Origin of the sequence: Pseudarthrobacter sp. SORGH_AS 212 (assembly GCF_030818145.1) — a bacterium.
Taxonomy (GTDB): Bacteria; Actinomycetota; Actinomycetes; order Actinomycetales; family Micrococcaceae; genus Arthrobacter.
In genome coordinates this window covers 2,924,752-2,950,755 of sequence record NZ_JAUTAA010000001.1, presented here as the reverse complement: position 1 = coordinate 2,950,755, position 26,004 = coordinate 2,924,752, and the positions used below count along the sequence as shown (strand labels likewise).

General features: G+C 67.4%; 22 protein-coding genes and 2 pseudogenes. 8 read left to right on the top strand and 16 right to left on the bottom strand.

Annotated elements, in window-relative coordinates:
• Nucleotides 1-56 precede the first annotated feature (56 nt).
• Genes QE394_RS13470 through QE394_RS13455 form a run of 4 tightly spaced genes read right to left on the bottom strand, consistent with a single transcriptional unit; the run spans nucleotide 57 to nucleotide 4,475 of the window.
• Complete coding sequence (locus tag QE394_RS13470) at nucleotides 57-1,160, bottom strand: mandelate racemase/muconate lactonizing enzyme family protein (RefSeq protein ID WP_349034769.1); 1,104 nt, start codon at nucleotides 1,158-1,160, stop codon at nucleotides 57-59.
• Nucleotides 1,160-2,062: a 5-dehydro-4-deoxyglucarate dehydratase gene (locus QE394_RS13465; RefSeq protein WP_349034768.1), complete on the bottom strand. Its 903-nt coding sequence runs from the start codon at nucleotides 2,060-2,062 to the stop codon at nucleotides 1,160-1,162. The genes QE394_RS13470 and QE394_RS13465 overlap by 1 nt, the downstream gene beginning before the upstream one ends.
• Nucleotides 2,059-3,024 carry an NAD(P)-dependent oxidoreductase gene (locus tag QE394_RS13460; protein ID WP_349034767.1) on the bottom strand — a complete coding sequence of 322 codons (966 nt, stop codon included), beginning with the start codon at nucleotides 3,022-3,024 and terminating at the stop codon, nucleotides 2,059-2,061. The genes QE394_RS13465 and QE394_RS13460 overlap by 4 nt, the downstream gene beginning before the upstream one ends.
• Nucleotides 3,025-3,062: 38 nt before the next feature.
• Nucleotides 3,063-4,475, bottom strand: coding sequence for a Gfo/Idh/MocA family oxidoreductase (locus tag QE394_RS13455; protein WP_349034766.1), 1,413 nt, complete (start codon nucleotides 4,473-4,475; stop codon nucleotides 3,063-3,065).
• A gap of 359 nt (nucleotides 4,476-4,834) precedes the next feature.
• Here QE394_RS13455 and QE394_RS13450 point away from each other — a divergent pair, with 359 nt between their 5' ends.
• On the top strand, nucleotides 4,835-5,869 hold the full coding sequence (locus QE394_RS13450) for a LacI family DNA-binding transcriptional regulator (RefSeq protein ID WP_261620297.1): 1,035 nt from the start codon (nucleotides 4,835-4,837) through the stop codon (nucleotides 5,867-5,869).
• Between the two features lie 6 nt (nucleotides 5,870-5,875).
• Here QE394_RS13450 and QE394_RS13445 read toward each other — a convergent pair whose 3' ends face one another.
• Complete coding sequence (locus tag QE394_RS13445) at nucleotides 5,876-6,568, bottom strand: FCD domain-containing protein (RefSeq protein WP_349034765.1); 693 nt, start codon at nucleotides 6,566-6,568, stop codon at nucleotides 5,876-5,878.
• Between the two features lie 67 nt (nucleotides 6,569-6,635).
• Here QE394_RS13445 and QE394_RS13440 point away from each other — a divergent pair, with 67 nt between their 5' ends.
• On the top strand, nucleotides 6,636-8,003 hold the full coding sequence (locus tag QE394_RS13440) for an alpha-hydroxy acid oxidase (RefSeq protein ID WP_349034764.1): 1,368 nt from the start codon (nucleotides 6,636-6,638) through the stop codon (nucleotides 8,001-8,003).
• 3 nt (nucleotides 8,004-8,006) lie between these two features.
• Here QE394_RS13440 and QE394_RS13435 read toward each other — a convergent pair whose 3' ends face one another.
• Nucleotides 8,007-8,693 (bottom strand): metalloregulator ArsR/SmtB family transcription factor, encoded by a 687-nt coding sequence (locus QE394_RS13435; RefSeq protein ID WP_349034763.1) that lies wholly within the window; start codon nucleotides 8,691-8,693, stop codon nucleotides 8,007-8,009.
• 77 nt (nucleotides 8,694-8,770) lie between these two features.
• Nucleotides 8,771-9,940 (bottom strand): acetoin utilization protein AcuC, encoded by a 1,170-nt coding sequence (locus tag QE394_RS13430; protein ID WP_261620336.1) that lies wholly within the window; start codon nucleotides 9,938-9,940, stop codon nucleotides 8,771-8,773.
• Nucleotides 9,941-10,086: 146 nt separating this feature from the next.
• On the opposite strand from QE394_RS13430, the gene QE394_RS13425 reads away from it, so the two are divergent.
• A complete protein-coding gene (locus QE394_RS13425) occupies nucleotides 10,087-11,520 on the top strand; it encodes a potassium transporter TrkG (RefSeq protein WP_056078261.1) in 1,434 nt (477 codons plus the stop codon).
• Between the two features lie 40 nt (nucleotides 11,521-11,560).
• Complete coding sequence (locus QE394_RS13420) at nucleotides 11,561-12,199, top strand: TrkA family potassium uptake protein (protein ID WP_171059109.1); 639 nt, start codon at nucleotides 11,561-11,563, stop codon at nucleotides 12,197-12,199.
• Here QE394_RS13420 and proC read toward each other — a convergent pair.
• From proC to QE394_RS13395, 5 genes and pseudogenes are all read right to left on the bottom strand, one after another.
• Nucleotides 12,196-13,030, bottom strand: a pseudogene (proC, locus tag QE394_RS13415) (pyrroline-5-carboxylate reductase). The gene QE394_RS13420 and the pseudogene proC overlap by 4 nt on opposite strands.
• 234 nt (nucleotides 13,031-13,264) lie before the next feature.
• On the bottom strand, nucleotides 13,265-14,254 hold the full coding sequence (locus tag QE394_RS13410; protein WP_015938304.1) for a Ppx/GppA phosphatase family protein: 990 nt from the start codon (nucleotides 14,252-14,254) through the stop codon (nucleotides 13,265-13,267).
• 7 nt (nucleotides 14,255-14,261) lie between these two features.
• On the bottom strand, nucleotides 14,262-14,681 hold the full coding sequence (locus QE394_RS13405) for an SseB family protein (protein ID WP_056078254.1): 420 nt from the start codon (nucleotides 14,679-14,681) through the stop codon (nucleotides 14,262-14,264).
• A gap of 52 nt (nucleotides 14,682-14,733) precedes the next feature.
• A complete protein-coding gene (gene topA, locus QE394_RS13400; RefSeq protein WP_261620299.1) occupies nucleotides 14,734-17,481 on the bottom strand; it encodes a type I DNA topoisomerase in 2,748 nt (915 codons plus the stop codon).
• A gap of 134 nt (nucleotides 17,482-17,615) precedes the next feature.
• A pseudogene (locus QE394_RS13395) lies at nucleotides 17,616-19,266 on the bottom strand (methyltransferase).
• A 44-nt stretch (nucleotides 19,267-19,310) separates the two neighbouring features.
• Between QE394_RS13395 and QE394_RS13390 the strand changes: the two are divergent.
• Nucleotides 19,311-19,814, top strand: a complete 504-nt coding sequence (locus tag QE394_RS13390; protein ID WP_056078245.1) for a hypothetical protein — start codon at nucleotides 19,311-19,313, stop codon at nucleotides 19,812-19,814.
• A gap of 76 nt (nucleotides 19,815-19,890) precedes the next feature.
• Entirely contained in the window at nucleotides 19,891-20,463 is a 573-nt protein-coding gene (locus QE394_RS13385) for a hypothetical protein (RefSeq protein WP_349034762.1), read from the top strand.
• Nucleotides 20,464-20,541: 78 nt separating this feature from the next.
• Here QE394_RS13385 and QE394_RS13380 read toward each other — a convergent pair whose 3' ends face one another.
• Nucleotides 20,542-21,435 carry a rhodanese-related sulfurtransferase gene (locus tag QE394_RS13380; protein WP_349034761.1) on the bottom strand — a complete coding sequence of 298 codons (894 nt, stop codon included), beginning with the start codon at nucleotides 21,433-21,435 and terminating at the stop codon, nucleotides 20,542-20,544.
• Between the two features lie 116 nt (nucleotides 21,436-21,551).
• Here QE394_RS13380 and QE394_RS13375 point away from each other — a divergent pair, with 116 nt between their 5' ends.
• Together QE394_RS13375 and QE394_RS13370 are read left to right on the top strand one after the other, a co-directional pair.
• Nucleotides 21,552-22,244, top strand: coding sequence for a GNAT family N-acetyltransferase (locus QE394_RS13375; protein ID WP_056078235.1), 693 nt, complete (start codon nucleotides 21,552-21,554; stop codon nucleotides 22,242-22,244).
• Nucleotides 22,245-22,328: 84 nt separating this feature from the next.
• The gene (locus QE394_RS13370; protein ID WP_349034760.1) at nucleotides 22,329-24,716 is read left to right on the top strand and encodes a DEAD/DEAH box helicase; all 2,388 of its coding nucleotides are present in this window, start codon (nucleotides 22,329-22,331) and stop codon (nucleotides 24,714-24,716) included.
• A 25-nt stretch (nucleotides 24,717-24,741) separates the two neighbouring features.
• On the opposite strand, the gene QE394_RS13365 is transcribed toward QE394_RS13370, so the two are convergent.
• From QE394_RS13365 to QE394_RS13355, 3 genes are all read right to left on the bottom strand, one after another.
• A complete protein-coding gene (locus QE394_RS13365; protein ID WP_349034759.1) occupies nucleotides 24,742-25,107 on the bottom strand; it encodes an Rv3654c family TadE-like protein in 366 nt (121 codons plus the stop codon).
• A gap of 126 nt (nucleotides 25,108-25,233) precedes the next feature.
• A complete protein-coding gene (locus QE394_RS13360; RefSeq protein ID WP_349034758.1) occupies nucleotides 25,234-25,443 on the bottom strand; it encodes a TadE family type IV pilus minor pilin in 210 nt (69 codons plus the stop codon).
• A gap of 119 nt (nucleotides 25,444-25,562) precedes the next feature.
• Complete coding sequence (locus QE394_RS13355) at nucleotides 25,563-25,907, bottom strand: DUF4244 domain-containing protein (protein WP_261620307.1); 345 nt, start codon at nucleotides 25,905-25,907, stop codon at nucleotides 25,563-25,565.
• Nucleotides 25,908-26,004 lie beyond the last annotated feature (97 nt).

Genomic DNA, 26,004 nt, shown 5'->3' with positions numbered 1-26,004 from the left:
CAGGTACCTGTTCTGTTTATGTACGTTTTTCGTTACAGTGCGTTGTTGCTGTGTGCTCACACAACATCCCGGAAGCGGAAGCCCAGTCCGGGCCGGCCCGCCAGGGTGACCCTGCTGTTGCTGAACCGGACCGGCGACGGCCCGTCCAGGATGCCCAGCTGCTCGAAGGACGCCTCTTCGACGTCCTCCACCAGCGTGGGCTCCGCCAGGGTCAGCGCCAGCTGCCCGGACAGTTCCGGCAGCAGGTGCGGCATCACCTTGATGCTGTTGGTCCGTGCCAGCTCCACGATCCGCCGGAACGGGGTGATCCCGCCAACCCGGATGATGTTGGGCTGGATGATGTCCACCGCCTCCGCCTCAATGAAATCGCGGAACCGGTAGATGGTGTGCAGGTTTTCGCCGAGGGCGATGGGCACCGGTGAGTGCTTCCGCAGCCGGCGGTAGGCCCAGAGGTCGTCCGCCCGGAGGGGTTCCTCCAGCCAGTCCAGCCCGTATTCGGAGAGCACCTCCAGTGCCCGGAAGGTAGTGGGCAGGTCCCACCGCTGGTTGGCATCGATCATGAGCCGGCGGTCCGGTCCCAGGACGGAACGGACGGCGGCCACGCGCTCAGCATCCTCGCGGAGGTCCGGTTTGCCCACCTTGATCTTCACTGCCTGGTGGCCGGCGGCCACCCAGCGTTCGGTCTGGGCTACCAGTTCGTCAAGGGTGTAGTGCAGGTTCACCCCTGATCCGTAGACTTCGGCGGACTCCTGCCGCTGGCCGATCAGGCCGGTGACCGAGGTGCCGGCGTTGCGCGCCTGCAGGTCCCACAGGGCGAGGTCGAGTCCGGCCATCGCGATGGTGGTCAGTCCCCCGCCGCCGGCCTCATGCAGCCGCTTCCACACCGCGTCCCACACCGTTTCCGGGTTGGCGGGCAGGCCGGTGGCGAACGGGGCGATGTCGTAGTCCAGCAGCGCCTTGACCGCCTGCGGACCAATGGTGGGGGTCCAGGAAAAACCGAGCCCCGCGCCGCCGTCGTCCGTGTGGATCTCCGTGGCGATCACGTGGTTCTCCGGCGCCTCCGCACCCCAGTGCCGGCGGAGCGGGACGGTCAGGAGCCGGGTGGTCAGCCCGGTGATCCGGGGAACGGTGCGGACGGCAACGGCTGCGGGGGCACTCATCAGCCGGCCAGCTCGTAACCCCTGGCCAGGATGGCCTTGAGCTCCACCAGCTGTTCCTCGGTGGGGTCCACCAGCGGCGGACGGACCGGGCCCACGGGCAGGCCGCCCAGGCGCAGGCCCGCCTTGATCAGCGAGACACCGAAGCCGGGGGTCTGATCGCGCAGGCGGACCAGGGGCGCGTAGAAGCCTTCGAGCAGCGCGTTGCGCCGGTCCTCGTCACCGGAGACGTATGCGTCGTAGTAGGCCTTGGCGATCTCCGGTGCCATGGCGAACGCTGCCGAGGAGTAGAGCGGAATGCCCAGGCCGCGGTAGGCGCCCTGGGTGAGCTCTGCGGTGAGCAGGCCGTTGAAGAAGGCGAAGTCTTTGCGTCCGGTGGCTTTGACGGCCGAGACGATCTCCTGCGCCAGGCCCACATCGCCCAGTCCGTCCTTGAAGCCGACCACCTTGGGGTTGGCGGCCAGGCGCACCATGGAGGCGGCCGTGAACTTGGCGTTGCCGCGGTGGTAGACGATCACCGGCAGGCTGCTGGCGTCGGCAACGGCTTCGATGTAGGCCACCAGGCCGTCGGTGGGGCCGGTGACCAGGTAGGGCGGCAGGACCAGGAGGGCGTCGGCCCCTGCTTCCTCGGCTGCCTTGGCGGCGGCGAGTGCGTGGCCCAGCGGCCCGCCGGCACCGGCAACCACCGGAACCTTGCCTGCCACGACCTCGACGGCGGCCGTCACCACGGTGCGGACCTCCTCGATGCTGAGGGCGTGGAATTCGCCGGTGCCGCAAGCGGGGAAGACGCCGCCGGGGCCGAACGGGAGCCGTGAAGCTATGTGCTCCTTGAGCAGGTCCACGTCAACGGCGCCTTCGGCCGTGAAGGGTGTGACGGGGAAGAAGAGTACGCCGTCGAATTTCATGATGTCTCCTTGGTTCCGCTGCCGGCGGTCACCAGCGCGGAGGTCTCGTCGTTGAGGGTTTGGTGGGACTTGAGTTCGGTGCGCCAGCTGCGCTTGGGCTGCCAGCCCAGCAGTTCCTGCGCCTTGGCGATGGAGAAGGCGGGGCTGGTTCCGGTGAGGCCGCCGCTGATGGCGTCGCTGCCGGGCAGGAACCGGGGCATGAGTTCTGCCAAGGGCGCGGTGGCCAGGGCATCAGCTGCGCCCACAAAGAAGGTCTCGCCGTTCGGGATGGACTCCATTCTTTCCAGCAGCAGGTCCAGGAACTCCGCCACATCACGGGCGTCCACGTAGTTGAACAGGGCTGGCGCGGACAGGGCGGGATCGGCAAGCCGCTCGGCAAGGGTGTGGCCCTGCTGGGTGGGTGCGCCTTCCCATTCCTCAGGGGAAATCACGAAGCAGGGGCGGAACGCCGCATAGCGGATCCTGTCCCCCTGGGCTGCGGCGAACATCTGGACCGTCTGCTCCGCAATGAGCTTGGACAGGGCATAGGCGTTCCACGGCTTGGGAGGCGTGCGCTCATCCAGCGGGAACGACGGCGGGAGCCAGCCCGCCGGCGACCCGTAGCCGAGCACAGTAGGGCTGCTGGCGGTGATGATTTTCGGCACGCCCAGCTCCGTCGCGGCGCTGATGACGGCGAAGGCGAGCCGCGTGTTCGTGGCGAAGATGACGTCCTCGGGTGCGCTGAAAGGCACGGCGATCGCGGCCAGGTGGATGACGGCGTCGGGACTGGCGTCCCGGAGGAGGCGAAGGGCCTCCCCCGGCGCCAGCAGGTCCGCGGTTGCCTGTTCAACGCCCGCCGGCATCAGCCCGGCCGGCAGGGCGTCGCGGTCCACCGAGATGACGTGGTGGCCGGCTTCGGCGAGCCCCGCCACCACACTGCGTCCCAGCCGGCCGGAGCCGCCGGTGACAAAGATCCTGCTCATGGTTGTTCCTTAGGGTCCGGTGATCGTGGGTGCGGGCATCAGGGGGCGCGACGGAGGTCGACGCCGAGGTCCAGGTCCTCGATGCGCACGGGCAGTGATGATTCGAGCGAACGGTTGCCGGCGATGCCGACGGAGACGGAGCGGAGGCCGTCCAGGTAGCCGGAGGGCCGGCCCAGCGGGTCCTCGCCGGGGCCGTTGAACAGGTCGGAGAGCAGGAGCGCGTCGCCGCCGCCGTGGCCGCCTTCACCGTTGACGATGGGCACCTCGTAGGCAGGCTCCCAGTGGCGCTGGACCACCAGGCGTTCACCGTTGCGGCGGACGGCGTCCTCTTCCTCGACAGGTGTGGCGCTGGGATCAACAACGGTCTTCTTGTCCGTGCTGTGCAGGACGGCGGCGCGTTCCACCACCTCGAGTTCGGCGCGGCCTTCGGTGCCGTTGACCGCCACGCGGTAGCCCTCCCAGGGGCTGTGGGCGTTCAGGGAGTAGCTCAGGCGGGGGCCGCCCTGGTATTCCACCACCAGTGCCAGGTTGTCCTCGATGGTGATGCCGCCGGTGAAGACGTCCTGGTCGCGGCGGTAGCCGTCGTAGTGCTCGTTGTCCAGGAAGAGGGCCTTGAGCCGCTCATCCTCGCGCAGGTCGAGGGCGAACGGATCGCGTTCGCCGGCGGGGGTGTCCGCAGCAGGGGTGCCGCGCTCGGGACGGGCGCCGAGTCCCCGTTCAGCCGCGTTCGTGTCGCCGTAGAACTTCAGGCCGCCGGAAGCGAACACGCGCTCGGGGACGTCGTCGATCCACCAGTTGACCAGGTCGAAGTGGTGGGAGGCTTTGTGGATGAGCAGGCCGCCGGAGTTCTTCTTTTCCCGGTGCCACCGGCGGAAGTAGTCGGCGCCGTGGACGGTGTCCAGGACCCAGCTGAAGTCAATGGAGGTGACCTTGCCGATCACGCCGCTCTGGATGATTTCCTTGAGGGCGCTGTTGCGGGGCGAGTAGCGGTAGTTGAAGGTGACCACCACGTTGCGCCCGGTCTCCTGCACGGCCTGGGTGATGCGGCGGCAGCCTTCGGCGTCAATGGTGAGCGGTTTTTCGACGACGACGTCGGCGCCGGCGCGCAGCCCCTCCACAATGAAGTCGGCGTGCGTGTAGTCCGGCGTGGTGACCACTACGCGGTCAATGTTGTTGGCCTGGACGAAGGCCGTCAGGTCCTGGGGGTCGAACGAGGCGATGGGTCCCGGGGCGCCGAGTTCCTGGATCAGCTTCTGGTAGAACTCCACCCGGCCGGGGTTGACGTCGGAGAAGGCCACGAGCTCCGCGGTGTCGGCGTGCTTGCCGAAGATGGCGCGGATGTACATCTCGGAGCGTCCGCCGGTACCGATGAGGGCAAAGCGGGCCTTGCCGCCGTTTCCGGGGCGTGCTCCGGTGGCCACTGCTGGACTCGATTCGGCTGTGTTGACCATGGGGGTCCCTTTCGAAGACTGGTGCCCGGCCTGGTGGGTGATCCGGGGAGGTGGCGCCGGCGCACTGCAGCACCGCTGAGAAAGCGTTTTCTCGGTTCGCTATATGATTTGTATCAACAGCAACCTGCTTCCGTCAACCATTATGGGCACTGGGAGAAAGCGTTTTCTACCCGCGGCATGTGCGGTCGATCCCGGAAAAGCGGGAAAAGCGTGGGAAAACACGGGAAAACAATAGAAATCGCTTTCCCATAGCGTTATATGCTGTCACTCAACACACCGCCATCAGGCGGCCGGAAGCTGCTGCAGCGCTGGCAACCCGGCCGTGGACCCGAAGTCCGTGGCGCTAGGAAAGGTTCCCTATGGTCAGGAAATCGGCAACGGGCCGAATCGGCATCGCGGATGTCGCCGTGAAGGCGGGCGTCTCGCACGCCACGGTTTCCCGCGTCATGAACGGCAACTACACGGTGGACCCGGAAATTGCCTCCCGCGTCCGCGCGGCGGCAGCCGAGCTGAAGTACCAGCCCAACCCCGTCGGGCGCAGCCTGGCACTGGGCAAGACGGATACCATCGGGATTGTTGTGCCGGACCTGGCCAACCCCACCTTCCAGGCGATCCTGCGCGGGCTGAGCCGCGCCGCCGCCCAGGACGGTTACCGCGTTCTGATTGCCGACTCCTTCGAGGTCTCCAGCGAGGAGTCCATCCTGGCAGGCGAGGCACGCCGCCGCTGTGACGGCCTGGTCCTGTGCGCGCCCCGCATGACGGATGCCGAGCTGGAAGAAATCGCGCCGTCCCTGCACCCGCTCGTGCTGATCAACCGCACCACCGCCACTACTGGCGTGCCCAGCCTGGTGGTGGACTACGGGCAGGGCGTCCAGGACCTCGCCGAACACCTGGTGGAACTCGGCCACACGCGGTTGGCCTTCCTGGCAGGGCCGCCGCGGAGTGCCTCCAACGGCATGCGCCTGCAGGGCCTGGAAACGTTCAAGGCCGCCCACCCGCAGGTGGACGTCACCATGCTTGAAGGCGGCTCGGACTTCGATACCGGCCACGAGGCTGTGGATGCGGTCCTGGAATCAGGCGCCACGGGCATCCTGGCCTTCAACGACCTCGTGGCCATGGGGCTCATGAGCGGCCTGCATGAACGCGGCATCGACGTCCCCGGCGACATGTCCGTCACCGGTTTCGATGACATTCCTTTTGCAAAATACACAACGCCGGCCCTCACCACCGCCGCGGTGCCCATCACCGAACTGGGTGAGCAGGCCTGGCGCCAGCTCCGGGCGCTCATCCGCAAAGAGGAGAACGACGCCCCGGGCAGCAGGTACCAGCCACGGCTTGAGGTGCGCTCCAGCAGCGGCCCCGCCAGGGCAGCGCGGACCGCTGTCCACGGCTGAGCGGGGTCAGCGGTCCGGGGCCAGCCCGGCTTCCTGGTAAAACCCCTCAATATGGGAAGCAACCAGCCGCGCCGCGGTCCCGCCGTCGCCCGCCCTGATGGCGGCAAGGATGTCCCGGTGCTCCGTGCGCAGCCGGCATGACGTGGCTTCCCAGTCCGGCAGGTTGGCGGTGAGATCGGCCGCGTACCCCTGGATCGATTCCCGCAGCGAACCCATCATGGCGCTGACCACCGCGTTTCCCGCGGCGTCGGCAAGCGCCAGGTGGAACCGCACGTCGAGGGCCAGGAAGTCGTTGACGGGGAGGTTTTCCGCCGCCATGGCCTCCACCAGTGCCGCAGCCTCATCCAGCATCGGCGCGTCCGGGACCGCCTTGGCGACCGCCCATGACTCCAGCAGCACGCGGGTCTCAACGATGTCCGCCACCGGCAGGTGCCTGGTGGCCACATGCAGCCGCAGCGCGGAGCCAAGGGCCGTTGCGGGGTCCGAAATCACCACGGTGCCTGCCTCTGGCCCCGATCCCACGCCGGCCCGCACCACCCCCATGGCTTCCAGGACCCGGATGGCTTCACGCACCGACGTCCGCGATACCTTCAGCTGCTCGGCGAGGCTGCGCTCGGCCGGCAGCCTGCCGCCCACGGCCAGCCTGCCGGCTGAGAGTTCGTTCTCGATCCAGTGCAGGACCAACTGGTGGGTGCGCATGGATGAATAGTACTTGATGTGGTTGGACCACAGCGTTTAGAGTGTGGTTAGACCACAGGAGGACGACATGACCCACACCATCCAGCCCAACAATCCGGAGGCCACCCCGGCACCGGATGCCACGGACATTCCCGCAGCCCAGGCACCTGCCGGTGCTCCGGCGTCGTCCGCTTCTGCCGGTCCCGCCCCCGCCCCCGCTGCCGTGCCTGCGGCACTGCGCCGCCGCGTCCCCAAGTACTCGGACCTGGCCCCGCTCATGCAGTTCAAGAAGCCGGACTTCAGCAGGGACGCCCGGCTCAAGCGGGCCAGCACCATCTGGGAACTCCGCGACATCGCCAAGCGCCGCACGCCGCAGGCGCCCTTCGATTACACCGACGGCGCGGCCGAAGGGGAAATCACCCTCCGCCGCGCCCGCCAGGCCTTCCTGGACATCGAATTCCGGCCGGGCATCCTGCGGAACGTGTCCGCCATCGACCTCAGCACGGACATCCTGGGCAGGCCGTCCCGCCTCCCGGTGGGCATCGCCCCCACCGGCTTCACGCGGATGATGCAGTCCGAGGGCGAATACGCCGGTTCCCAGGCGGCCGAAGCCGCCGGTATCCCCTACACCCTGTCCACCATGGGCACGGCCTCCATCGAGGACGTGGCGGCTGCAGCGCCGAACGGCCGCAACTGGTTCCAGCTCTACCTGTGGACGGACCGGGACCGGTCACTGGAACTCATCGAACGCGCCGCCAAAGCCGGAAACGACACCCTGATGGTCACCGTGGACACCGCCGTGGCCGGGGCCCGCCTGCGGGACGTCCGCAACGGCATGACCATCCCGCCGGCACTGACCCTGAAGACCGTCCTGGACGCCTCCTACCGGCCCGCCTGGTGGTTCAACTTCCTCACGCATGAGCCGCTGACCTTCGCCTCGCTCTCCCGCTACACCGGCACCGTTGCCGACCTGATCAATTCCATGTTCGACCCCACGCTAACGTTCGAGGACCTTGACTGGCTCAGGGAAACCTGGAAGGGCAAGCTGGTAGTCAAGGGCATCCAGACCGTGGAGGACGCCCGCCGCGTGGTGGACCACGGCGCCGATGGGGTGGTCCTGTCCAACCACGGCGGCCGGCAACTGGACCGGGCCCCCATCCCGTTCCACCTGCTCCCGGAGGTCAAGCAGGCCTTCACCGCCGACAACTCGGACGCGGCCATCATGCTGGACACCGGCATCATGAGCGGCGCGGACATCGTGGCCGCACTGGCCCTGGGCGCCGATTTCACGCTGATCGGCCGGGCCTACCTCTACGGCCTGATGGCCGGCGGCCGGGCCGGGGTGGACCGCACGCTGCAGATCCTGGAGAAGGACATGGCCCGCACCATGGCGCTGCTCGGCGTCAGCCGGATCGCCGACCTGACGCCGGAGCACGTCCGGCTGCTGGGGAAGTAGGCCCTACTTCTTGCGTCCGAACTTCGGCAGGTTGGGGAGGTTGGCCAGCAGGTCGGCGGCCCGGGTTGCGGCACGCCCCACGGACCTGCCGATCTGCTGCGGAACGCTGTCATCGCTGAGCGGTGCCGAGGTGCCGCCCGGAATGACGACGGCGGGACTCAGCTCAGCGCCCTCCCGTTCCAGGACGTCAGCGGACACGGCGCCGGCGGGGACTGCTTCGGGCGTCCCCTCACCAACGGTGGCTGGTTTGGCGGCAGCCGATTCGGCGGCAGCGGATTTAGCCGGGACAGATTCAGCGGCGGCAGGTTCCGGGGCAGCTGTGGCCGCGGCCGGCTTGTCCGCGGTCGGCTTGTCCGCGGCAGGGCCGGCGGGCTTAGTGTTGGCTGTAGCTTCAGTCGCGGTGGCGGCTTCGGGCACCGCGAGGGGGGCACCGACGTCGAACATCCCAAGCCAGCTGGCCACGCCCTCAAGCGGCTTCCGGTTCAGCGCGTAGTAGCGCTTTTGTCCCTGCGCGCGCATGCTCACCAGTTGCGCCTCGCGCAGGACTTTCAGGTGCTTGGAAATGGTGGGCTGGCTTGCTGCCAGTTCTTCCACCAGTTCGCCTACGGCTTTGTCCCCGTTGCACAGCGAAACCAGGATCTCCCGCCGAGTTGATTCCGCAATGACGGCAAATACGTCGTCTGTCACCATGCCTCCCACCCTAACGACATATACGCCGAAAGGCATCAACTATTTCGGGCTCCAAAGGGAATGGGACGGAGGCCACGTCAGTCGAACCAGGGGTCCAGGCCATGCAGCGGAAAAACGGCCTTGCGGGTGGCCATCACGGTGCGGTCCACTGCGTCATTGGGGTCGAACCCGACCTCCCAGGAGCGCCACCACAGCTCAACATCGTCGCCCATCAGCTCCGGCGCGGTGGCACCGTATTTGGCTTCGACGTAGTCGCGCCAGTCCTGCGGCACCGGCGTGCGGAGGGGCACGGGCCGGCCCGCCGCGATGGCCACCAGGTGGCTCCAGGCGCGGGGCACCACGTCCACCACGTTGTATCCGCCGCCGCCGGTGGCGATCCAGCGTCCGCCACAGAATTGCGCGGCAAGGTTCCCGACGGCGGACGCGGCCTCACGCTGGCCGTCCACGCTGAGGTTGAGGTGCGTCAGCGGATCCGTCCGGTGCGAATCGCAGCCGTGCTGGCTGACAATTACCTCCGGCCCGTAGGCTGCCACCACCTGGGGAACCACCGCATAGAACGCCCGCAGCCACCCGGCATCCCCCGTTCCCGAGGGCAGGGCCACGTTCACTGCCGTCCCCTCGGCGTCCGGGCCGCCGATCTCGTTGGCGAAGCCTGTACCGGGGAAGAGGGTCATTCCCGATTCGTGCAGCGAGAGAGTCAGCACGCGGGGATCGTTCCAGAAGATGCTTTCCGTTCCATCGCCGTGATGGGCATCGACGTCGATGTACGCCACCTTGCGGACCCCGCCGTCGAGCAGCTTCTGCACGGCCAGCGCGGCGTCGTTGTAGATGCAGAACCCGCTGGCCCTGTCCCGGGCGGCGTGGTGCATGCCCCCGCCGAAGTTGACGGCATGCACGGCCGAGCCGTCGAGGATCCGGGAGGCCGCCAGCAGCGAGCCGCCCGCCAGGCGGGCGGCCGCCTCATGCATGCCGGCAAAAGCGGGGTCATCCTCGGTGCCCAGGCCCCTCGATTCATCAGGGGTGGACGGGTCGGCGCTGACCTTCCGTACCGCTGCCACATAGTCCGCCGAGTGCACTGCTTCGAGTTCGCTGTCCGTTGCCACGCCCGGCGCTTCCACCGCCACGTGGTCCAGGTCGAACAGACCCAGGCTTGCCGCCAGGCGCGCGGTGAGCTCCATCCGCGCCGGCGCCATGGGGTGCCCGTGGCCAAAGTTGTACGCCGTCATGTCAGCGCCCCATGCCACCATCGTTGGCGGCGCGGGCTGGCGGAGGCCGGGCAGGTATGTCATCAATCACAGGCTACCTGAGCGCGGCACCCTGCCGGCCCGGCCATGACGCGGCCTTTAGTGGTTTACTACTGGGGGAAGCAGATTCGACCGAGGAAAAGCCACACATGACGCAAAGCCAGTCGAGGCCCCGGACCCCGGCCAGCTGGCACCCCCCAGCGCAGGAGCGGGAGGGCCTCTGGATCTTTACCCGGTTGCGCGACTTCATCGACGACATCGCCAACACCTCCCCTGCCCGGCTTGCCCTCAGCGCGTTCGCTGCGGTGTGCCTGGTGTTCACCTTCCTGCTGTCCCTTCCGGTGTCTTCTGCCTCAGGCACAGCCACTCCGCTGCACCAGGCCCTGTTCACGGCCGTCTCTGCAGTCTGTGTCACCGGGCTGACGGTGGTGTCCACCGCGGTCCACTGGTCCTTCTTCGGACAGCTGGTGATCCTGGTGGGCATCTTCATCGGTGGTTTGGGCACCCTCACCCTGGCCTCGCTCCTGGCGCTCATGGTCAGCAAGCGGCTCGGTGTGCGCGGCAAGATCATCGCCGCCGAGTCCATGAACAACGCAGGGCGCCTGGGCGAGGTGGGCACACTGCTCCGCATCGTCATCACCACGTCGGTGGTCATCGAAGGCATCCTCGCCCTGACCCTGATCCCGCGCTTCCTCACCCTCGGCGAGCCCTTCTGGCAGTCCGTCTGGCACGGCATCTTCTATGCCATTTCAGCGTTCAACAACGCCGGCTTTACCCCGCACTCGGACGGCATCGTGCCCTACGAGACGGATTTGTGGATCCTGATTCCGCTCATGGTGGGAGTCTTCCTGGGCAGCCTCGGCTTTCCGGTGGTGATGGTCCTTCAGCAGAACGGGCTGAACTGGAAGAAATGGAACCTGCACACCAAGCTCACCATCCAGGTCTCCTTCATCCTCCTGGCCGCCGGAGCGTTCCTTTGGGCGCTGATGGAGTGGGACAACGCCCGCACCATCGGGCCCATGGGCTTCGGTGACAAGATCACCCATTCGCTCTTCGCCTCCGTCATGACCCGATCAGGCGGCTTCAACCTGGTGGACCAGAACCACATGGAATCCACCACCAAACTGCTCACCGACGCGCTGATGTTCGCCGGCGGCGGCTCTGCGTCGACGGCGGGCGGCATCAAGGTCACCACCATTGCCGTCATGTTCCTGGCCATCATTGCCGAGGCGCGCGGCGACGCCGATGTAAAGGTGTACGGCCGAACCATTCCGCAGGGCACCATGCGGGTGGCCATTTCCGTGATCGTAGCCGGCGCCACGCTGGTTTCCGTCTCCGCTTTCCTGCTCCTGCAGATCAGCGGCGCGTCCCTGGACCGGGTACTGTTTGAGACGATTTCGGCCTTCGCCACCGTTGGCCTGAGCACCGGGCTCAGCGCCGAGGTGGCACCCGAGGGTGTCTACGTCCTTACTGCGCTCATGTTCGCCGGCCGCGTGGGCACCGTGACCCTCGCCGCTGCCCTGGCCCTGCGCCAGCGCAGCCAGCTGTACCACTACCCCGAAGAGAGGCCCATCATTGGCTAGTTCGTCAGAAGCTTCCCGGCGCCCCGCGCACAACGCGCCGGTGCTGGTTATCGGGCTGGGCCGCTTCGGCTCGTCCACGGCCGAGCAACTGGTCAAACAGGGCCGCGAGGTCCTGGCGATCGAGCGGGACCGGAGCCTGGTGCAGAAGTGGGCTCCGCTGCTGACGCATGTGGTGGAGGCGGACGCCACCAACATCGACGCCCTGCGCCAGCTCGGTGCGCAGGAGTTCAGCTCGGCAGTGGTGGGCGTGGGCACCTCCATCGAGTCCTCGGTGCTGATCACGGTGAACCTGGTGGACCTGGGCATCGAGCACCTGTGGGTGAAGGCCATTACGCCGTCCCACGGCAAGATCCTGACCCGGATCGGCGCCAACCATGTGATCTATCCGGAGGCGGACGCCGGTGTCCGTGCGGCGCACCTGGTGTCCGGCCGCATGCTCGACTTCATTGAATTCGACGACGACTTCGCCATCGTCAAGATGTACCCGCCGCGCGAAACGGTGGGCTTCACCCTGGATGAGTCGAAGGTGCGCTCGAAGTACGGCGTCACGATCGTCGGGGTGAAGTCCCCGGGCGAGGACTTCACCTACGCCCGCCCGGAGACCAAGGTTTCCTCCCGCGACATGCTCATCGTTTCAGGCCACGTGGACCTGCTGGAGCGGTTCGCAGCCCGCCCCTAGCCGAGCTGCCTGGTGATCTCCGCTGCCCGGTCCGCTGCAGCCCGCGCGCCGGCGGCGATGATGGACGGAATGCCCTGTTCATCAAAGGTGGCAATGGCGCGTTCAGTGGTGCCGTTGGGGCTGGTTACTGACTTGCGGAGCGCCGACGGATCCGCGCCGGGCTCTGCCAGCATGAAGCCGGCCCCCGCCACGGTCTCCCGTGCCAGCAGCACGGCGAGTTCGCGGTCCAGGCCGAGTTCCTCCCCTGCCGAGGCCATGGCCTCAGCCAGATAGAAAGCGTAGGCGGGGCCGGAACCGCTGATGGCCGAGAGCGCATCCACCTGTTCCTCGGGCACTTCGACGACGGTCCCAGCACCCTGGAAGAGGTCCTTTACCTGTTGGAGCTGGCCGGGTGTGCAGTTGGTGCCGGGCGAGACGGAGATGACGCCCCGGCCCAGTTTCGCCGGGGTGTTGGGCATGGTCCGGATGACGGGCTGCCCCGCCGGCAGTGAGGCTTCGAGCTGGGCAATGGAGACGGCTGCCGCCACGCTGACCACGATCGTGTCCGGGGTGAGCGCGGGGCTGATCTCCCGGGGCCAGGTCCGCAATGCCCACCGGCTTGACTCCCAGGATCACGACGGCGGACCCCTTCGCGGCCTGCCGGTTGTTGTCCGGTTCCTCCTCGCCTGCGATCGCGGTGATGCCGTGGTACCGCTCGGCCAGCTCAGCGGCACGCTCGGCCCGTCGGACTGTTGCCACGATGTCTGCCGGGTTGGTGCCGGCTTCCACCAGGCCGCCGAGGATGGCTTCGTTCATGGACCCACAGCCAAGGAATGCGATTCGGTTGCTCATGGCTCCATCATTGCAGGCCGCCCCCATTCACAGGCAACTCCCATGTTCAGCGCAGGGAGCGCACAACTTGCGGTCCTACTGTAGTTATTACCTCATTGAGGGTGCGAGTGATGCGGCAGGCATGGGGATGCCTGCCAGGGCACCGGCGGTGGCAACAGGTTTTCCCCCATTTTCCTGTTGCCACCCCGGTGCTTCCGCTTTTAACCGGTCCTTTTAGAATGTGGGCTGTACGGCTTAGAACGTGGGCTGCACGGCCGGCGGCGCGGCAATGTGCGGCGCAGGCTCCAGCGGCCCGTCGAACACCAGCTGGTCCAGCCGGCGCAGGATGAGCCCTTCACGAAGGGCCCACGGGCAGATCCGGAGTTTCTTGAACTTGAACAGTTCCAGGGCGGCCTCCGCCACCAAGGCACCGGCCAGGAGCTGGTGGGCCCTCGCCTCGGAGACGCCGGGCAGGTGCAGGCGGTCCTCGGCCTTCATGGCGGAAATGCGCTGCGCCCAGACGCCGAGGTCCGTGGCGTTCAGCTCCCGTTTGACGTAGGGGCCGGCGGCGCTGGGCGCCGCACCGGCAATGCGGGCCAGCGACCGGAAGGTCTTCGACGTTCCGGCCACCAGGTTGGCCCTGCCCAGGCCGTCGAACTCGCGGACGGCAGGCTTCAGCGTTGACCGGATGTACCGCCGCAGTTCCTTCACGCTCCTGGCTGAGGGTGGGTCCTCGGCCAGCCAGTCCCGGGTGAGCCTGCTGGCTCCCAGCGGCACCGAAGTTGCAACTTCGGGGAGTTCGTCCTGGCCGAAAGCCATTTCGAACGAGCCGCCGCCGATGTCCAGGTTCAGGATGGGCCCGGCGCCCCAGCCGTGCCAGCGCCTGACGGCAAAGAACGTCATGGACGCCTCTTCACTGCCGGTCAGTTCCTGGAGCGTCACAGTGGTCTCGTGCTTGACGCGCGCCAGGACCTCTGGGCCGTTGGTGGCCTCACGGATGGCCGAAGTACAGAAGGCCAGGAGGTCCTCGGCTTTGTGGCGGGCGGCGAACTCCCAGGCTTCCAGGACGAACTCGGTGAGCTCGTGCTGGCCCTCGTCGCTGATGCTGCCGTCCGGTTCCAGGTACTGCACCAGGGACAGCGGCCGTTTGTGCGAAGCGAACGGCAGTGGCCGCGCGCCGGGATGGGCATCCACCAGCAGGAGGTGGACAGTGTTGGACCCGATATCGAGGACGCCTAGCCGCATGGTGACATTATTGCTCGTCAGCGCGCTTGAAGTCGCGCTTGATGTTTGCCACGCCTTCCGGGTTGATCTCGAATCCGTAGGCTGCGCCTGGGTTGATCACCAGGCCAAGTTCCTCGCCAATGTTGGCGATGATGGCCGCGCCCTGGGTTCCCAGGACATTTGGCGCTGCTTCCAGGTACTGCTGGTCAACCCGGGTGGGGTGTGAGAAGACGGCCAGGACGGGGGCGCCCTCAGAATTGGCCAGGACCAGGGGCTCCACCTGTGAGTCCTCGCCCTCGATGCCGTCGGAGCTGATGATGTAGACCTCGCTGTTCAGGAACGACAGGATGACGTCCACTGGGTTCGCGTCAGGCTCGTTGCCCGTGGCGAGCTTCTCCTCGAGGTCGTTGAGCGGCGTGGGATCGGCGATTCCGGTCTGTTCAGTCATTCCCCTAGCCGATCACGATACGGTGGCCGGCGCAAACGCGCCGGCCCCGCTGCTACTTCTTGGCCGTAGCCTTCTTCTTGGCCGGCGCCTTGCGGGTGGCGGTCCGCTTGACCGGTCCCTTGGCGCGTTTCTCGGCGAGCAGTTCCACCGCCTGTTCGCGGGTGAGCTCCTCCAGCGAGGTGGCCCGCGGAACCGTGATGTTGGTGATGCCATCAGTGATGTAGGGGCCGAACCGGCCTTCCTTAACCACGATGTTCTTTTCCGACACCGGATCCGGACCGAACTCGGCCAGCGGCGGCACCGCGGCGCGGGCACCGCGCTGCTTGGGCTGCGAGTAGATCTCCAGCGCCTGTTCGAGCGTGATGGTGAAGATTTCCTCTTCGGTCCCGATCGAGCGGGAGTCCGTCCCCTTCTTCAGGTACGGGCCGAACCGTCCGTTCTGGACGGTGATGAGGTTTCCTTCGGAGTCCTCCCCCAGTGCCCGGGGCAGGCTCATGAGCTGCAGCGCCTCGTCCAGGGTGACGGACTCCACCGTCATCGACTTGAACAGCGATCCGGTGCGCGGCTTGGCCTTGACCGGCTTCTTTGGCGGCTTGGGCTTGCCGTTCTTGTAGTACTCCACCGGCTGGGCGGCGATCTGTTCCTCGGTCATCTCGGGAATGACCTCGGTGACGTAGGCGCCGTAGCGGCCGTTCTTGGCGACGACGGTGTGCCCGGTGTGCGGATCAGCGCCGAGGACGCGTTCCTCCGGCGCGGCGGTCTCCATGAGTTCAACAGCCTTGGCGGCGGTGAGCTCGTCCGGGGCAAGGTCCTCCGGGACGTTGGCGCGCGGGGATTCGACGATCTCGCCGGTCTTGGGATCAACCGTGGCCGCGGAGCTTTCCAGGTAGGGGCCGAACTTGCCCACCCGCAGCGTGATCTGGTCGGTGATGGGGATGGAGTTGATCTCGCGGGCATCGATCTCACCGAGGTTGTTCACGATGCTCAGCAGGCCGGGGTCCGAGTCTTCACCGAAGTAGAAGTGCCGCAGCCAGGAGGTGCCGGCGGCCTGGCCGTTGGCGATCTTATCCAGGTCGCCTTCCATGTCCGCCGTGAACTCATAGTCCACATAATCCGAGAAGTGCTGCTCGAGCAGGCGGATCACGGAGAAGGCGATCCAGCTGGGCACCAGCGCGGAGCCCTGCTTCCGGACATAGCCGCGGTCCTGGATGGTGGAGATGGTGGAGGCGTAGGTGGAGGGGCGGCCGATGCCCTTCTTTTCCAGCTCAGCCGTCAGGGACGCTTCTGTGTAGCGCGGTGGCGGCGAGGTTTCGTGGCCCACTGCCACGATGTCGGAGGCCTTCAGCGAGTCGCCCTTGGCCACGTTGGGCAGGCGGCGGGCTTCGTCGGAGTCGTCGTCGCCGCGGCTTTCGTCCTTGCCCTCCTCGTAGGCGGCCAGGAAGCCGGGGAACGTGATGACCGTACCGGAGGCGCTGAACTCGGCGTCGCGGCCGGCAGCGTCGCCGCTGACAGCCACGGCACCCAGGCGGATGGTCGCCGTCGAGCCCTTGGCGTCCGCCATCTGCGAGGCGACGGTGCGCTTCCAGATCAGCTCGTAGAGGCGGAACTCGTCGCCGCGGAGCTGGGAGGCAACCTGGGCAGGGGTCCGGAAGGAGTCACCGGCGGGGCGGACGGCCTCGTGGGCTTCCTGCGCGTTGGCTGCCTTGTTGGTGTAGACGCGGGGGGAACCGGGAATGTATTCGGGACCGTAAAGCTCGGAGGCCTGGCGGCGGGCCGCCGTGACGGCTTCGTCACTCAGCGCCGACGAGTCGGTACGCATATAGGTGATGTAGCCGTTTTCATACAGCCGCTGGGCGATCTGCATGGTGCTCTTGGAGGAGAAACGCAGCTTACGGCCGGCCTCCTGCTGCAGCGTGGAGGTGGTGAACGGCGCGGCGGGGCGGCGGGTGTACGGCTTCGTCTCAACGGAGCGCACCGTGAAGGCGGCGTCCTGCAGCCCGGCGGCCAGGGACGCGGCCAGCTCCTCGTCCAGGTGCGCCACGTTCTTGGACGTGAGGACGCCGTCGTCGTTGAAATCGCGGCCGGTGGCAACCTTGGCGCCGTCCACGGCGGCCAGCTTTGCTTTGAAGGTGGAAGCAGCGCCGGAATCCGCCCCGAACTGTCCGGTCAGGTCCCAGTAGGACGCGGACTTGAAGGCCATGCGTTCGCGTTCGCGGTCCACCACCATGCGGGTGACCACGGACTGCACGCGGCCGGCCGAGAGGCCGCGGGCCACCTTGCGCCACAGCACGGGGGAAATTTCGTAGCCGTAAAGGCGGTCCAGGATGCGGCGGGTCTCCTGGGCGTCCACCAGGTCCTGGTCCACGTCGCGCAGGTTGCCCATGGCGCGCTGGATGGCTTCCTTGGTGATTTCACCAAACGTCATCCGGTACACGGGGACCTTGGGCTTGAGCACTTCCAGCAGGTGCCACGCGATGGCTTCGCCCTCGCGGTCCCCATCGGTTGCGAGATACAGTTCGTCGGCGTCCTTGAGCGCGGCCTTGAGCTCAGTCACCTTTTTCTTCTTGTCCGGGGACACCACGTAGTAGGGCTTGAAGTCGTGGTCGATGTCCACTGCGAACTTGCCCACCGAGGTCTTCTTCAGTTCGGCGGGGAGCTCGGACGGCTGCGGCAGGTCCCGGATGTGACCGATGGAGGCCTCAACGATGAAGCCCTCGCCGAGGTACTTGGCGATGGTCTTGCTCTTGGCCGGAGACTCCACGATCACGAGTTTCTTGCCGGTTTTGGCCTTGCTTGGCACGGTGCTCCTACAGAAAAAGGTTGCTGGGGCAGATGAGCCCATACTGGCCTAGTTCACCATATTTTGGACAATCCTGCGCATTCATGTGGAAAACGGGGGGTACCAAAAGGGGCGCGGAGACCACAGGTGGCAGGTCAGTTTCCGGCCGGCAGGAGGAAGCCGTCGCGGACCAGGTTTTCGACGTCGGCCAGCAGCCTGCCGCGGAAGGAGCCCTCCCCGGAACCGTCCTCCCCGCTGCCCAGCAGCGCCTCAAGGGCTCCGGCAATCTGGCCGGCAGTCAGGTCGCCGTCGCACGCTGAGACGAACCCGGCGAGTTCGGTGCTGAGGAGGTTGGTGCGCCGCAGCCCGGCACCCTGCCGCAGCAGGATCACGCCCGGGTGCTCGGCGCCGGGCCGCTGGTGGCGTTCCTCCGTGACGTCGCCGGCCACCAGCAGGTACGTGTCAGCCACCGGGTGCGCCGCCAGCCAGTCGCTGCGTTCGACGGCGGCGCCCAGGTGGGGGCCGACAGGCTGCTCGATGGGGTAGCTGATTTCCTCGAACCGGCGCAGGACGGGCTGCCCGTCGGTAGGTTCTGCGGCCGGGCGCCGGAGCCACACCATGCCGAAGCCGATGCCTTCGACGTTCCGGGAGGCGAAGTCCGCAAGGTACGCCCCGTAGGCGTCGCGGTAGTGGTCACGGTCCCGGCCCTCGGAAGCGTCCTGCAGCCAGGTCTCCGCGTACTGTTCGGGGCTGACCTGCTCCCGCTGGATGAACCAGGCGTCGGTGCCGGTCCGCACCCATGACTGCGGCCCGTTCGTGCCATTCGGTACCGGCCGCCACTTCCCAGTTCCCAAGCATCTGTGCCGTGCCGCCCGGTGCAAGCACGGTGGGCAGGTCCGCCACGAGGGAGGCGACGATTTCGTCTCCCGGCAGCCCGCCGTCGCGGTAGGTGAACTGGTCCACGGCGGCCTCGCCGGCGTGGCGCGGGGTGATGACGAACGGCGGGTTGGACACCACCAGGCCGAATTCCTCGCCCGCCACCGGCTCCAGGAGAGAGCCGAGCCGCAGGCTGACCCGGTCAGCCAGCCGGCCGGGATCGACCGAGAGGGCCTCGGCGTTGAGCAGGATGTTGAAGCGCGTGAAGGCCAGGGCACGTTCGGAAATGTCGGTGGCCGTGACGTGCTCGCAGTGGTGCAGCAGGTGGAAGGACTGTATTCCGCAGCCGGTTCCCAGGTCCAGGGCCCGTGCAGTGTGCCGGCGGACGGTGGTCTGCACCAGGGTAGTGGAAGCCTGCCCGATGCCCAGGACATGGTCATGCCGCAGGACGCCGGCCTGCTGGTGCGCGGCGAGGTCGCTGGCCACCCACAGCTCGGCGCCGCCGCTGCCGTCTTCATTCTTCTCCCAGCCGTAGGGCCGCAGGTCCGCTTTGGCGGACAGGCGGCCGGTGCCGGGTACGGGCTGCAGCAGCCCCAGCTCTTCCAGGCCTTCCGCGCGGATCCCCGGCAGGGCGGCGTCGAGCGTTGCCTTGTCCTGCGGTTCGGCCAGGAGCCAGAGGCGCACGACGGCGGCCAGGGGCGCTGCGGCGGCGTCCTCCCGGACGGCACGGTCCACGGCCAGCATCGCCGGAATGATCTGGTCCCGGTTCAGCGCGGCGGACGCTGATGGACCCAGGAGGCCCGCGACGCCGTCGAGGGTGTAGTCCAGCCGCCGCAGGTCCGCGGCGAGCGCCCGCATCAGGTGGGGCAGGTCGCTGCGGGGAGCGTCGGGAGTGTTGCCGGCGGTGAACTCAAAGGGGGATTCAGGCACCGGACAAGTTTAGTCCGGGACCGGACAGCGGGTAGCGTTGAGGCATGCCTTCCAGCCTTCCCTTCCTGGCGCGTGCCCGCGTGCGGCCCGCCGCTCACCCTCCGGAACGGTCCGGCGGCCCGAAGCTGAAGGCTGTCACGGCTGCCGCTTCCGCGCTGGCTGCCGTGGCCCTGGCCGGCTGCTCATCCGTTGTTTCAGTGGAAAACGCCGATGTTCCGCAATGGCGTACGACGGCGCTTCCCACGGCCCCGGACTCGGTGCTTGACGACGCCGGCAAGATCCTCAACCGCGACCGCATCGTGCGTGAGGCGGCCGACGTCCCGGCAGGCAACTACACGCTGACGGCCACCTGCGACGGCGGCGGAAAGGCTTTCTTCGCGGTGGCGCTGAACGGGGCCGGGATCACCGAAGCGGGAGCTGCCTGCAACGGCAGCAAGGAGACGTCCAAGGTGGCGCTGCCCGAAGCGGGCCGGCTCGAAATCAGCACATCAAGCGTTGATGCGCCGCTCATTTACGCTTATCAGCTGGCTCCGGCGCCAGCGCGTTAATACGGTGGTTCCTGCTCTGGCAGGCGGGCGCCCGCAGGCATAAAGTCGGGATATGCCCAGTGTGCGGAGATTCTCCGTGCCGCGTCCCTTGGGAGCCCCCTGCGGAGCGACACCACGGGCGGCAGCACGGGCGACGCCAGCGCGGAAGCCGGCGGGCGCCGTCGTTGGCGTTGTGCTGGCCGCCGGCGTGGCGCTGGGCGGCTGCGAATACACGTACGACGACGGTCGGAACTACGCCGCGTCGGCGGAGGCAGAGGCGACCGCCGTCCCGGGTCCCCTGTTCACCAGGGACCCACTGACGCGCGACCCCGTGGGCCAGGATGAGCTGGACGGGTGGGTGGCCCGCACGCTGCCGGAAGCCCCGCAGCCCGCCGTCCACATCGGCGCCGGCGTGCTGGCCGCCGGCGAAGTGCGGTCGGACGCCTCGCCCGCCCTTGAAACAGGGACCTACGCGTTGACCCTGGCTTGCCGGAGCCAGCGCCGCGTTAACTTCACCGTCCGCAGCGACACCCTGACTCTGGTGGATTTGGGCTTGCGGTGCGGCATCAACCGTGAGAACGTCATCTACCTTTCGGCACCTACTCCACTGACAATCATGGTGGAGGCCAGGACCGGTGCGAACTACGCGTTCCGGCTCCGCAAGTTGTGAAAACGCAGGCTGTGGCCGGGGCGGCTGTGGCAGTGCTGGCTGTGACGGCGCAGGTGCAGGGCCCCCGGGCCCAGCCGGTCAGGCCGCGCAGCCCTCGGGGCAGCGGAGGGTTTCCGGGCTGGCGGCGCAGTCCGCGCAGTACAGTGTGAGGGTGCGGCAACTGGGATTGGAGCAGTTTTCGAACTTGCTGGTGGGTGCCTTGCAGCGGACGCATTCGCCGATGGTTTTGGCTTCGTCGCTGAATTCGAGGTGCATGCGTTTGTCGAAGACGTACAGCGAGCCCTCCCACAGGCCCTGATCCTTGAAGGCCTCGCCGTAACGGACGATTCCGCCGTCCAGCTGGTAGACCTCTTTGAATCCGCGGTTGACCATGAGGCTGGACAGGACTTCGCAGCGGATTCCACCGGTGCAGTAGGTGACCACCGGTTTGTCTTTCAGGGCATCGTATTTGCCGGAATCCAGTTCCTTGATGAAGTCGTGTGTGGTGGCCACATCCGGCACCACGGCGTCCTTGAACCTGCCGATCTGGGCCTCGAAGGCGTTGCGGCCGTCAAAGAAAACCACGTCCTCGCCGGCCTGCTTCCGGGCGTCCACCAGCTGGTGGAGTTCCTCCGGCTTGAGGTGCGTTCCGCCGCCCACCACGCCACTGGCATCGACCCTGAGTTCGCCCGGTGCGCCGAAGGAGACGATCTCGTCGCGGACCTTAACGCTCAGCCGGGGGAAGTCCTCCGCTCCGCCGTCGGACCATTTCACGTCGATGCCGTGGAAGCCCTTGTATTCGCGGGTGGTCTTGACGTACTGCTTGACCGCGCCGATCTCGCCGCCCACGGTGGCGTTGATGCCGTCCTGGGAGATGATGATCCTGCCGGTCAGGCCGAGCTTCTCGCAGAGGGCTCGCTGCCAGAGCCGCACTGCGTCGGGATCCGGGATGGGGGTAAAGCCGTAAAAAAGGACGATTCGGTTCAAAGCCACGTATTTAAGGGTATCTGCCTTTCCACGAACCGTGTCCGCGTCCGCTCCATCACGAATTGCATAAGCTCTGGGGCGTACCCTGTTGCTTGTGATCGGGCTGGCATAGTCTTCATGCCATGAGTCCGGAAACGTTGATTGAAGACATCACTGGCCTTCTTGAAGTGTGGGTGGCGGGCTGGGCCGGCTGCCGCGGGTACCAGACATCCACCGAGGGCCGCTTCCCCGCCGCGCTCCGGTCCGACACCAGCGGGGAATGGGAATACTTCGCCGCCGACCCCACTGACCAGGAGTTCGCTGAGCTGGCCGCCCGAACTGGGGAAGCCGCGCCGCGCGTCCTGACCATCCTCACCAACGACGTTCCCCGGTACACGGCGCTGGCAGCAAGGCACGGGCTGAACGTCACTTCCGGTTCCCAGACCATGATGATCGTGGACATGGAAACGCAGGATGCCGAGGACCCCTGGCTCTCCGACGACGACCTGTCCCTGACCACGTCCACCCACCATGGCGTGCACTATGCCGAGGTCAAGTCCGGTGAGGCGCTTGCCGCCAGCGGCAGGGTCTACGTGGTGGGCGAGACGGCGGTATTCGACAAGATCATCACCGAGCCTGCGTTCCAGCGCCGCGGACTCGGCAGCTTCATCATGCGGGCGCTGGCAGCGCAGGCTTTCGAACACGACGTGCAGACGGGGCTGCTGCTGGCCTCCATCGACGGCCAAAAGCTGTACTCCCACCTGGGGTGGAGCACTGTTTCGCAGGTGCTGATGCTTTCGGCGTCGCACGACGGTTCGGATCTGTCCCTGAGCTGACTTCGCCGCCGATCCGCGCGGAGTTCCTTTACCCCGATGGCGAACCCGGCCGGCGGTGTCCGTGCCGGGTGAAACAATGTTGGGGTGAATCCCCATGACTCCCTGCTCCCTTTACTGGGCCGCGGCCCGGACCCGGAGCAGCTTCGTCATGTCCGCACCATTCCCGCGCGCGCCGCGGTCCACGAGCCCTGGCCTGAGTGGGTACACCCGGACGTGGTGGCGGCGTACGGCTCGCTGGGGATCGGGGAGCCGTACCGGCACCAGGTGGAGGCAGCAGACATCGCCCATGGCGGCGGCCACGTGGTGGTGGCCACCGGAACGGCGTCGGGAAAGTCGCTCGCATACCAACTGCCGGCGCTGGACGCCATCCACCGGGCGGAGCTGCGGGTGCTGGCCGAGCCCGGGAAGATCCACGACGACGGAGCGGTCACCCTGTACCTCTCCCCCACCAAGGCCCTGGCCGCCGACCAGCTGAACGCCATCCGTGCGCTCCGGCTGCCCACTGTCCGGGCCGAAACCTACGACGGCGACACTGACCCCGCGTCCAGGCGGTGGATCCGGGACCACGCCAACTTCATCCTGGCCAACCCTGACATGCTGCATTTCGGTATCCTGCCCAACCATGCGTGGTGGGCAGGATTCTTCCGCCGCCTCCGTTACGTCATCGTGGACGAGGCCCACAGCTACCGCGGCGTTTTCGGCTCCCATGTGGCCAACCTGATGCGGCGGCTCCGCCGGATCTGCGCCTACTACGGAGCCGGCAGTTCCTTCCCTGAGCCGGTGTTCATTGCCGCATCCGCCACAGCGTCTGACCCTGACACGTCCTTCTCCCGGCTCATCGGAGCACCGGTCAAGGCCGTTTCCCGGGACGCCTCACCCCACGGTTCCACCACTGTGGCGTTCTGGGAGCCTGCGCTGACCGAGTTACGCGGTGAAAACGGGGCCAAGGAGCGGCGCACCGCTGTGGCCGAGACCGCGGACCTGCTGGCCAACCTCGTCTCGGCACAGGTGCGGACCATCGCGTTCATCAAGTCGCGGCGCGGAGCCGAAACCATTTCGACCATCACCAAACGCCTGCTGGACGAGGTGGACCCCAGCCTCCCGCAGCGGGTGGCCGCCTACCGGTCGGGCTACCTGCCGGAGGAACGCCGGGCAGTGGAGAAGGCCCTGCGGTCAGGCCAGTTGCTGGGGGTTTCCAGCACGTCGGCACTGGAACTGGGTATCGACATATCCGGGCTGGACGCCGTGCTGGTGGCGGGCTGGCCGGGAACCAGGGCGTCCCTGTTCCAGCAGATTGGGCGTGCCGGCCGGGCCGGACAGGATGCCATCGCGGCCTTTGTTGCCAGCGACGATCCCCTGGACACGTTTTTGGTGAACCACCCCGAGGCTATTTTCGACGTATCGGTGGAAGCCACGGTCTTCGACCCCGCCAACCCCTACGTGCTGGGTCCGCACCTCTGCGCTGCCGCAGCCGAATTGCCCCTCGGTCCGGGCGAGTTGGGCCTGTTCGGCGACACCGCCGAGGGGTTGCTGGACCGGCTGGTAGCGCAGGGTTACCTGCGGCGGCGCCCGGCCGGCTGGTTCTGGACCCACCCCCAGAGCGCCGCGGCCATGGTCAATTTGAGGGCCGACGGCGGCGGTCCCGTCAGCATCGTGGACGCGGACACTGGCTCGCTGCTGGGCACCATGGACTCCCCCCAGACCCACTACCAGGCGCACAACGGGGCCGTGTACATCCACCAGGGAGACAGTTACGTGGTGGAAGACCTGAATGAGGAGGACCACTGCGTGGTGGTGCGCCGGGCCAACCCCGATTACTACACCACGGCCCGGGACGTCACCCAGATCGAGGTGCTGGGAACACAGCGGACCATGCAGTGGGGCGACATCACTGTCCACTTCGGTGACGTGAAGGTCACCACCCAGGTTGTCTCCTTCCAGCGCAAGGCCCTGATCTCCAATGAAATCCTGGGCGAGGAGCCGCTCGAGCTCGGGGCAAGGGACCTGTTCACGAAGGCGGTCTGGTTCGTGGTGGACAACCGTTCCCTCACGGCCGCAGGGCTCATCGAGGCCCAGTTCCCCGGGGCCCTGCATGCTGCCGAACATGCCGCGATAGGCCTGCTGCCGCTGGTGGCGTCCAGCGACCGCTGGGACATCGGTGGTGTCTCGACGGCTCTGCACGCCGACACCGGGGTACCCACCATTTTTGTGTACGACGGGCACCCCGGCGGCGCCGGATTTGCGGAGCGCGGTTTCGAGAAGGCCAAGGTGTGGCTGGCGGCGACGCGGGCTGCCATCGAAGCCTGCGAGTGTGAGTCCGGGTGCCCGTCCTGCGTCCAGTCACCCAAGTGCGGCAACAAGAACAACCCGCTGGACAAGGCAGCCGCCATCACCCTCCTGGGCGTGTTGTTGAAGGATGCCACAGAGTCCGCGCCGGTTGAACAGACGGACTCAGGATCCCGGCTCACCTAGGTTCCGGGCCGTCGCCGCAGGCAGCCTAGGGAGGCGGTCCGGCACGTGCCCGCCCGGTTGCGGCGCCCAGCATCGACCGTTCCTGCAGTTCCGTCCGGACCTCCAGGGTCTGGCCGGGGCCCTCTACGCAGCTGAGGACCCGTGCCGCATGCCGGGATGCAGCATCGTTGGCCACCGTGCAGGGCTCGCCTGCCGAGATTCCGCGCAGGGCATCGGCCCCCGCGAGCGCTGCCAGGTCCGCGGCCGACGCCGCACGGCTGGCCTGCACTGCTGACTGGGCCAGCAGCATCACCAGAACGGCTGCCATCAGGACCACCAACGCCAGCCCGGCCGCGAGGACGGTGCCTGATCCCCGGTCCCGGTTGTCGCCAACTGGCCGGTCCCATGTCACCTGTTTCCCTTTCCGTCAGTGAGGCCGCTGCTCCCTGTTGGCGCACCGGCCGTGCGCTCCGCGCGTGTGGACGCCCGGGCAGTAAGGGTCCACGGGATGGATGTTCCCAAAGGGCCTCCCACACGGTCAGTCACGGTGATGTTGAACCATTCGCCCTCGGCCGCCCACCGTGGCGGCCGCCGTTCCACCCGCAAGGGTGCGGACGGTCTGCTCCACGGTGGCGGGGTCTTCACCCCTGGCCAGGGCCCTGGCGCCGGACCGCGCCCCTTCCTCGATCCGCAGCTGGGTGACACCGGCGGCCGCTCCTGCCAGGAGCATGGCCAACAAGGCCACCACGACGGGAAGGGTAACGGCGAACTCGGCTGTGACCGCACCCCTGCACGCGGCTGCAGCACCAGGCCGGCACCGAGCGGCTCCCCGTGCGGCCTGTGCACCTGGCACGGCCGGCGCAGCTGTCACGGCAGTGCCAGCGCCGTACGGATCAGGTTCAGCAGGAAACCCCGGACTTCATCACTGCGGAGGATGAACACCAGCAGGCCCGCGAATCCGACCGCGGCGAGGGTGGCGATGGCGTACTCGGCGGTGGCCATTCCGGCTTCCGCCCCCATTAGCCGGACCGAACGCCGCCGGCGGCGGGATGTACCGGCGCCGGGCCGCAGCTCCACGACGTTGGCCGGCAGGGTGCTGTCCCGTGCGCGGCCGATGGACTGTGGACCACCGGCGCTGCGGCCTGTGGGAGCGGGCCGGGCGGCGAGCGCGGACGTGCCGGTAAAGGAGTGATGGTGGTGGTTCATGGACATGTGGTTCTTCCTTCCGTAGCGCCGGAGGTTCTTCCGGCTGGTGATGACTCTTCCGGCGCGGGCGGCGGCCGGTAAGGTCCCTGTTTCGGTAAGTGGA

Coding starts and splice junctions, on each gene's coding strand:
- QE394_RS13425 (WP_056078261.1), top strand. CDS start 10,087: ATGACGCAAAGCCAGTCGAGGCCCCGGACCCCGGCCAGCTGGCACCCC.
- QE394_RS13390 (WP_056078245.1), top strand. CDS start 19,311: ATGCCTTCCAGCCTTCCCTTCCTGGCGCGTGCCCGCGTGCGGCCCGCC.
- QE394_RS13405 (WP_056078254.1), bottom strand. CDS start 14,681: ATGACTGAACAGACCGGAATCGCCGATCCCACGCCGCTCAACGACCTC.
- QE394_RS13430 (WP_261620336.1), bottom strand. CDS start 9,940: ATGGTGGCATGGGGCGCTGACATGACGGCGTACAACTTTGGCCACGGG.
- QE394_RS13470 (WP_349034769.1), bottom strand. CDS start 1,160: ATGAGTGCCCCCGCAGCCGTTGCCGTCCGCACCGTTCCCCGGATCACC.
- QE394_RS13410 (WP_015938304.1), bottom strand. CDS start 14,254: ATGCGGCTAGGCGTCCTCGATATCGGGTCCAACACTGTCCACCTCCTG.
- QE394_RS13455 (WP_349034766.1), bottom strand. CDS start 4,475: ATGGTCAACACAGCCGAATCGAGTCCAGCAGTGGCCACCGGAGCACGC.
- QE394_RS13435 (WP_349034763.1), bottom strand. CDS start 8,693: ATGGTGACAGACGACGTATTTGCCGTCATTGCGGAATCAACTCGGCGG.
- QE394_RS13450 (WP_261620297.1), top strand. CDS start 4,835: ATGGTCAGGAAATCGGCAACGGGCCGAATCGGCATCGCGGATGTCGCC.
- QE394_RS13460 (WP_349034767.1), bottom strand. CDS start 3,024: ATGAGCAGGATCTTTGTCACCGGCGGCTCCGGCCGGCTGGGACGCAGT.
- QE394_RS13355 (WP_261620307.1), bottom strand. CDS start 25,907: ATGTCCATGAACCACCACCATCACTCCTTTACCGGCACGTCCGCGCTC.
- QE394_RS13445 (WP_349034765.1), bottom strand. CDS start 6,568: ATGCGCACCCACCAGTTGGTCCTGCACTGGATCGAGAACGAACTCTCA.
- QE394_RS13375 (WP_056078235.1), top strand. CDS start 21,552: ATGAGTCCGGAAACGTTGATTGAAGACATCACTGGCCTTCTTGAAGTG.
- QE394_RS13465 (WP_349034768.1), bottom strand. CDS start 2,062: ATGAAATTCGACGGCGTACTCTTCTTCCCCGTCACACCCTTCACGGCC.
- QE394_RS13440 (WP_349034764.1), top strand. CDS start 6,636: ATGACCCACACCATCCAGCCCAACAATCCGGAGGCCACCCCGGCACCG.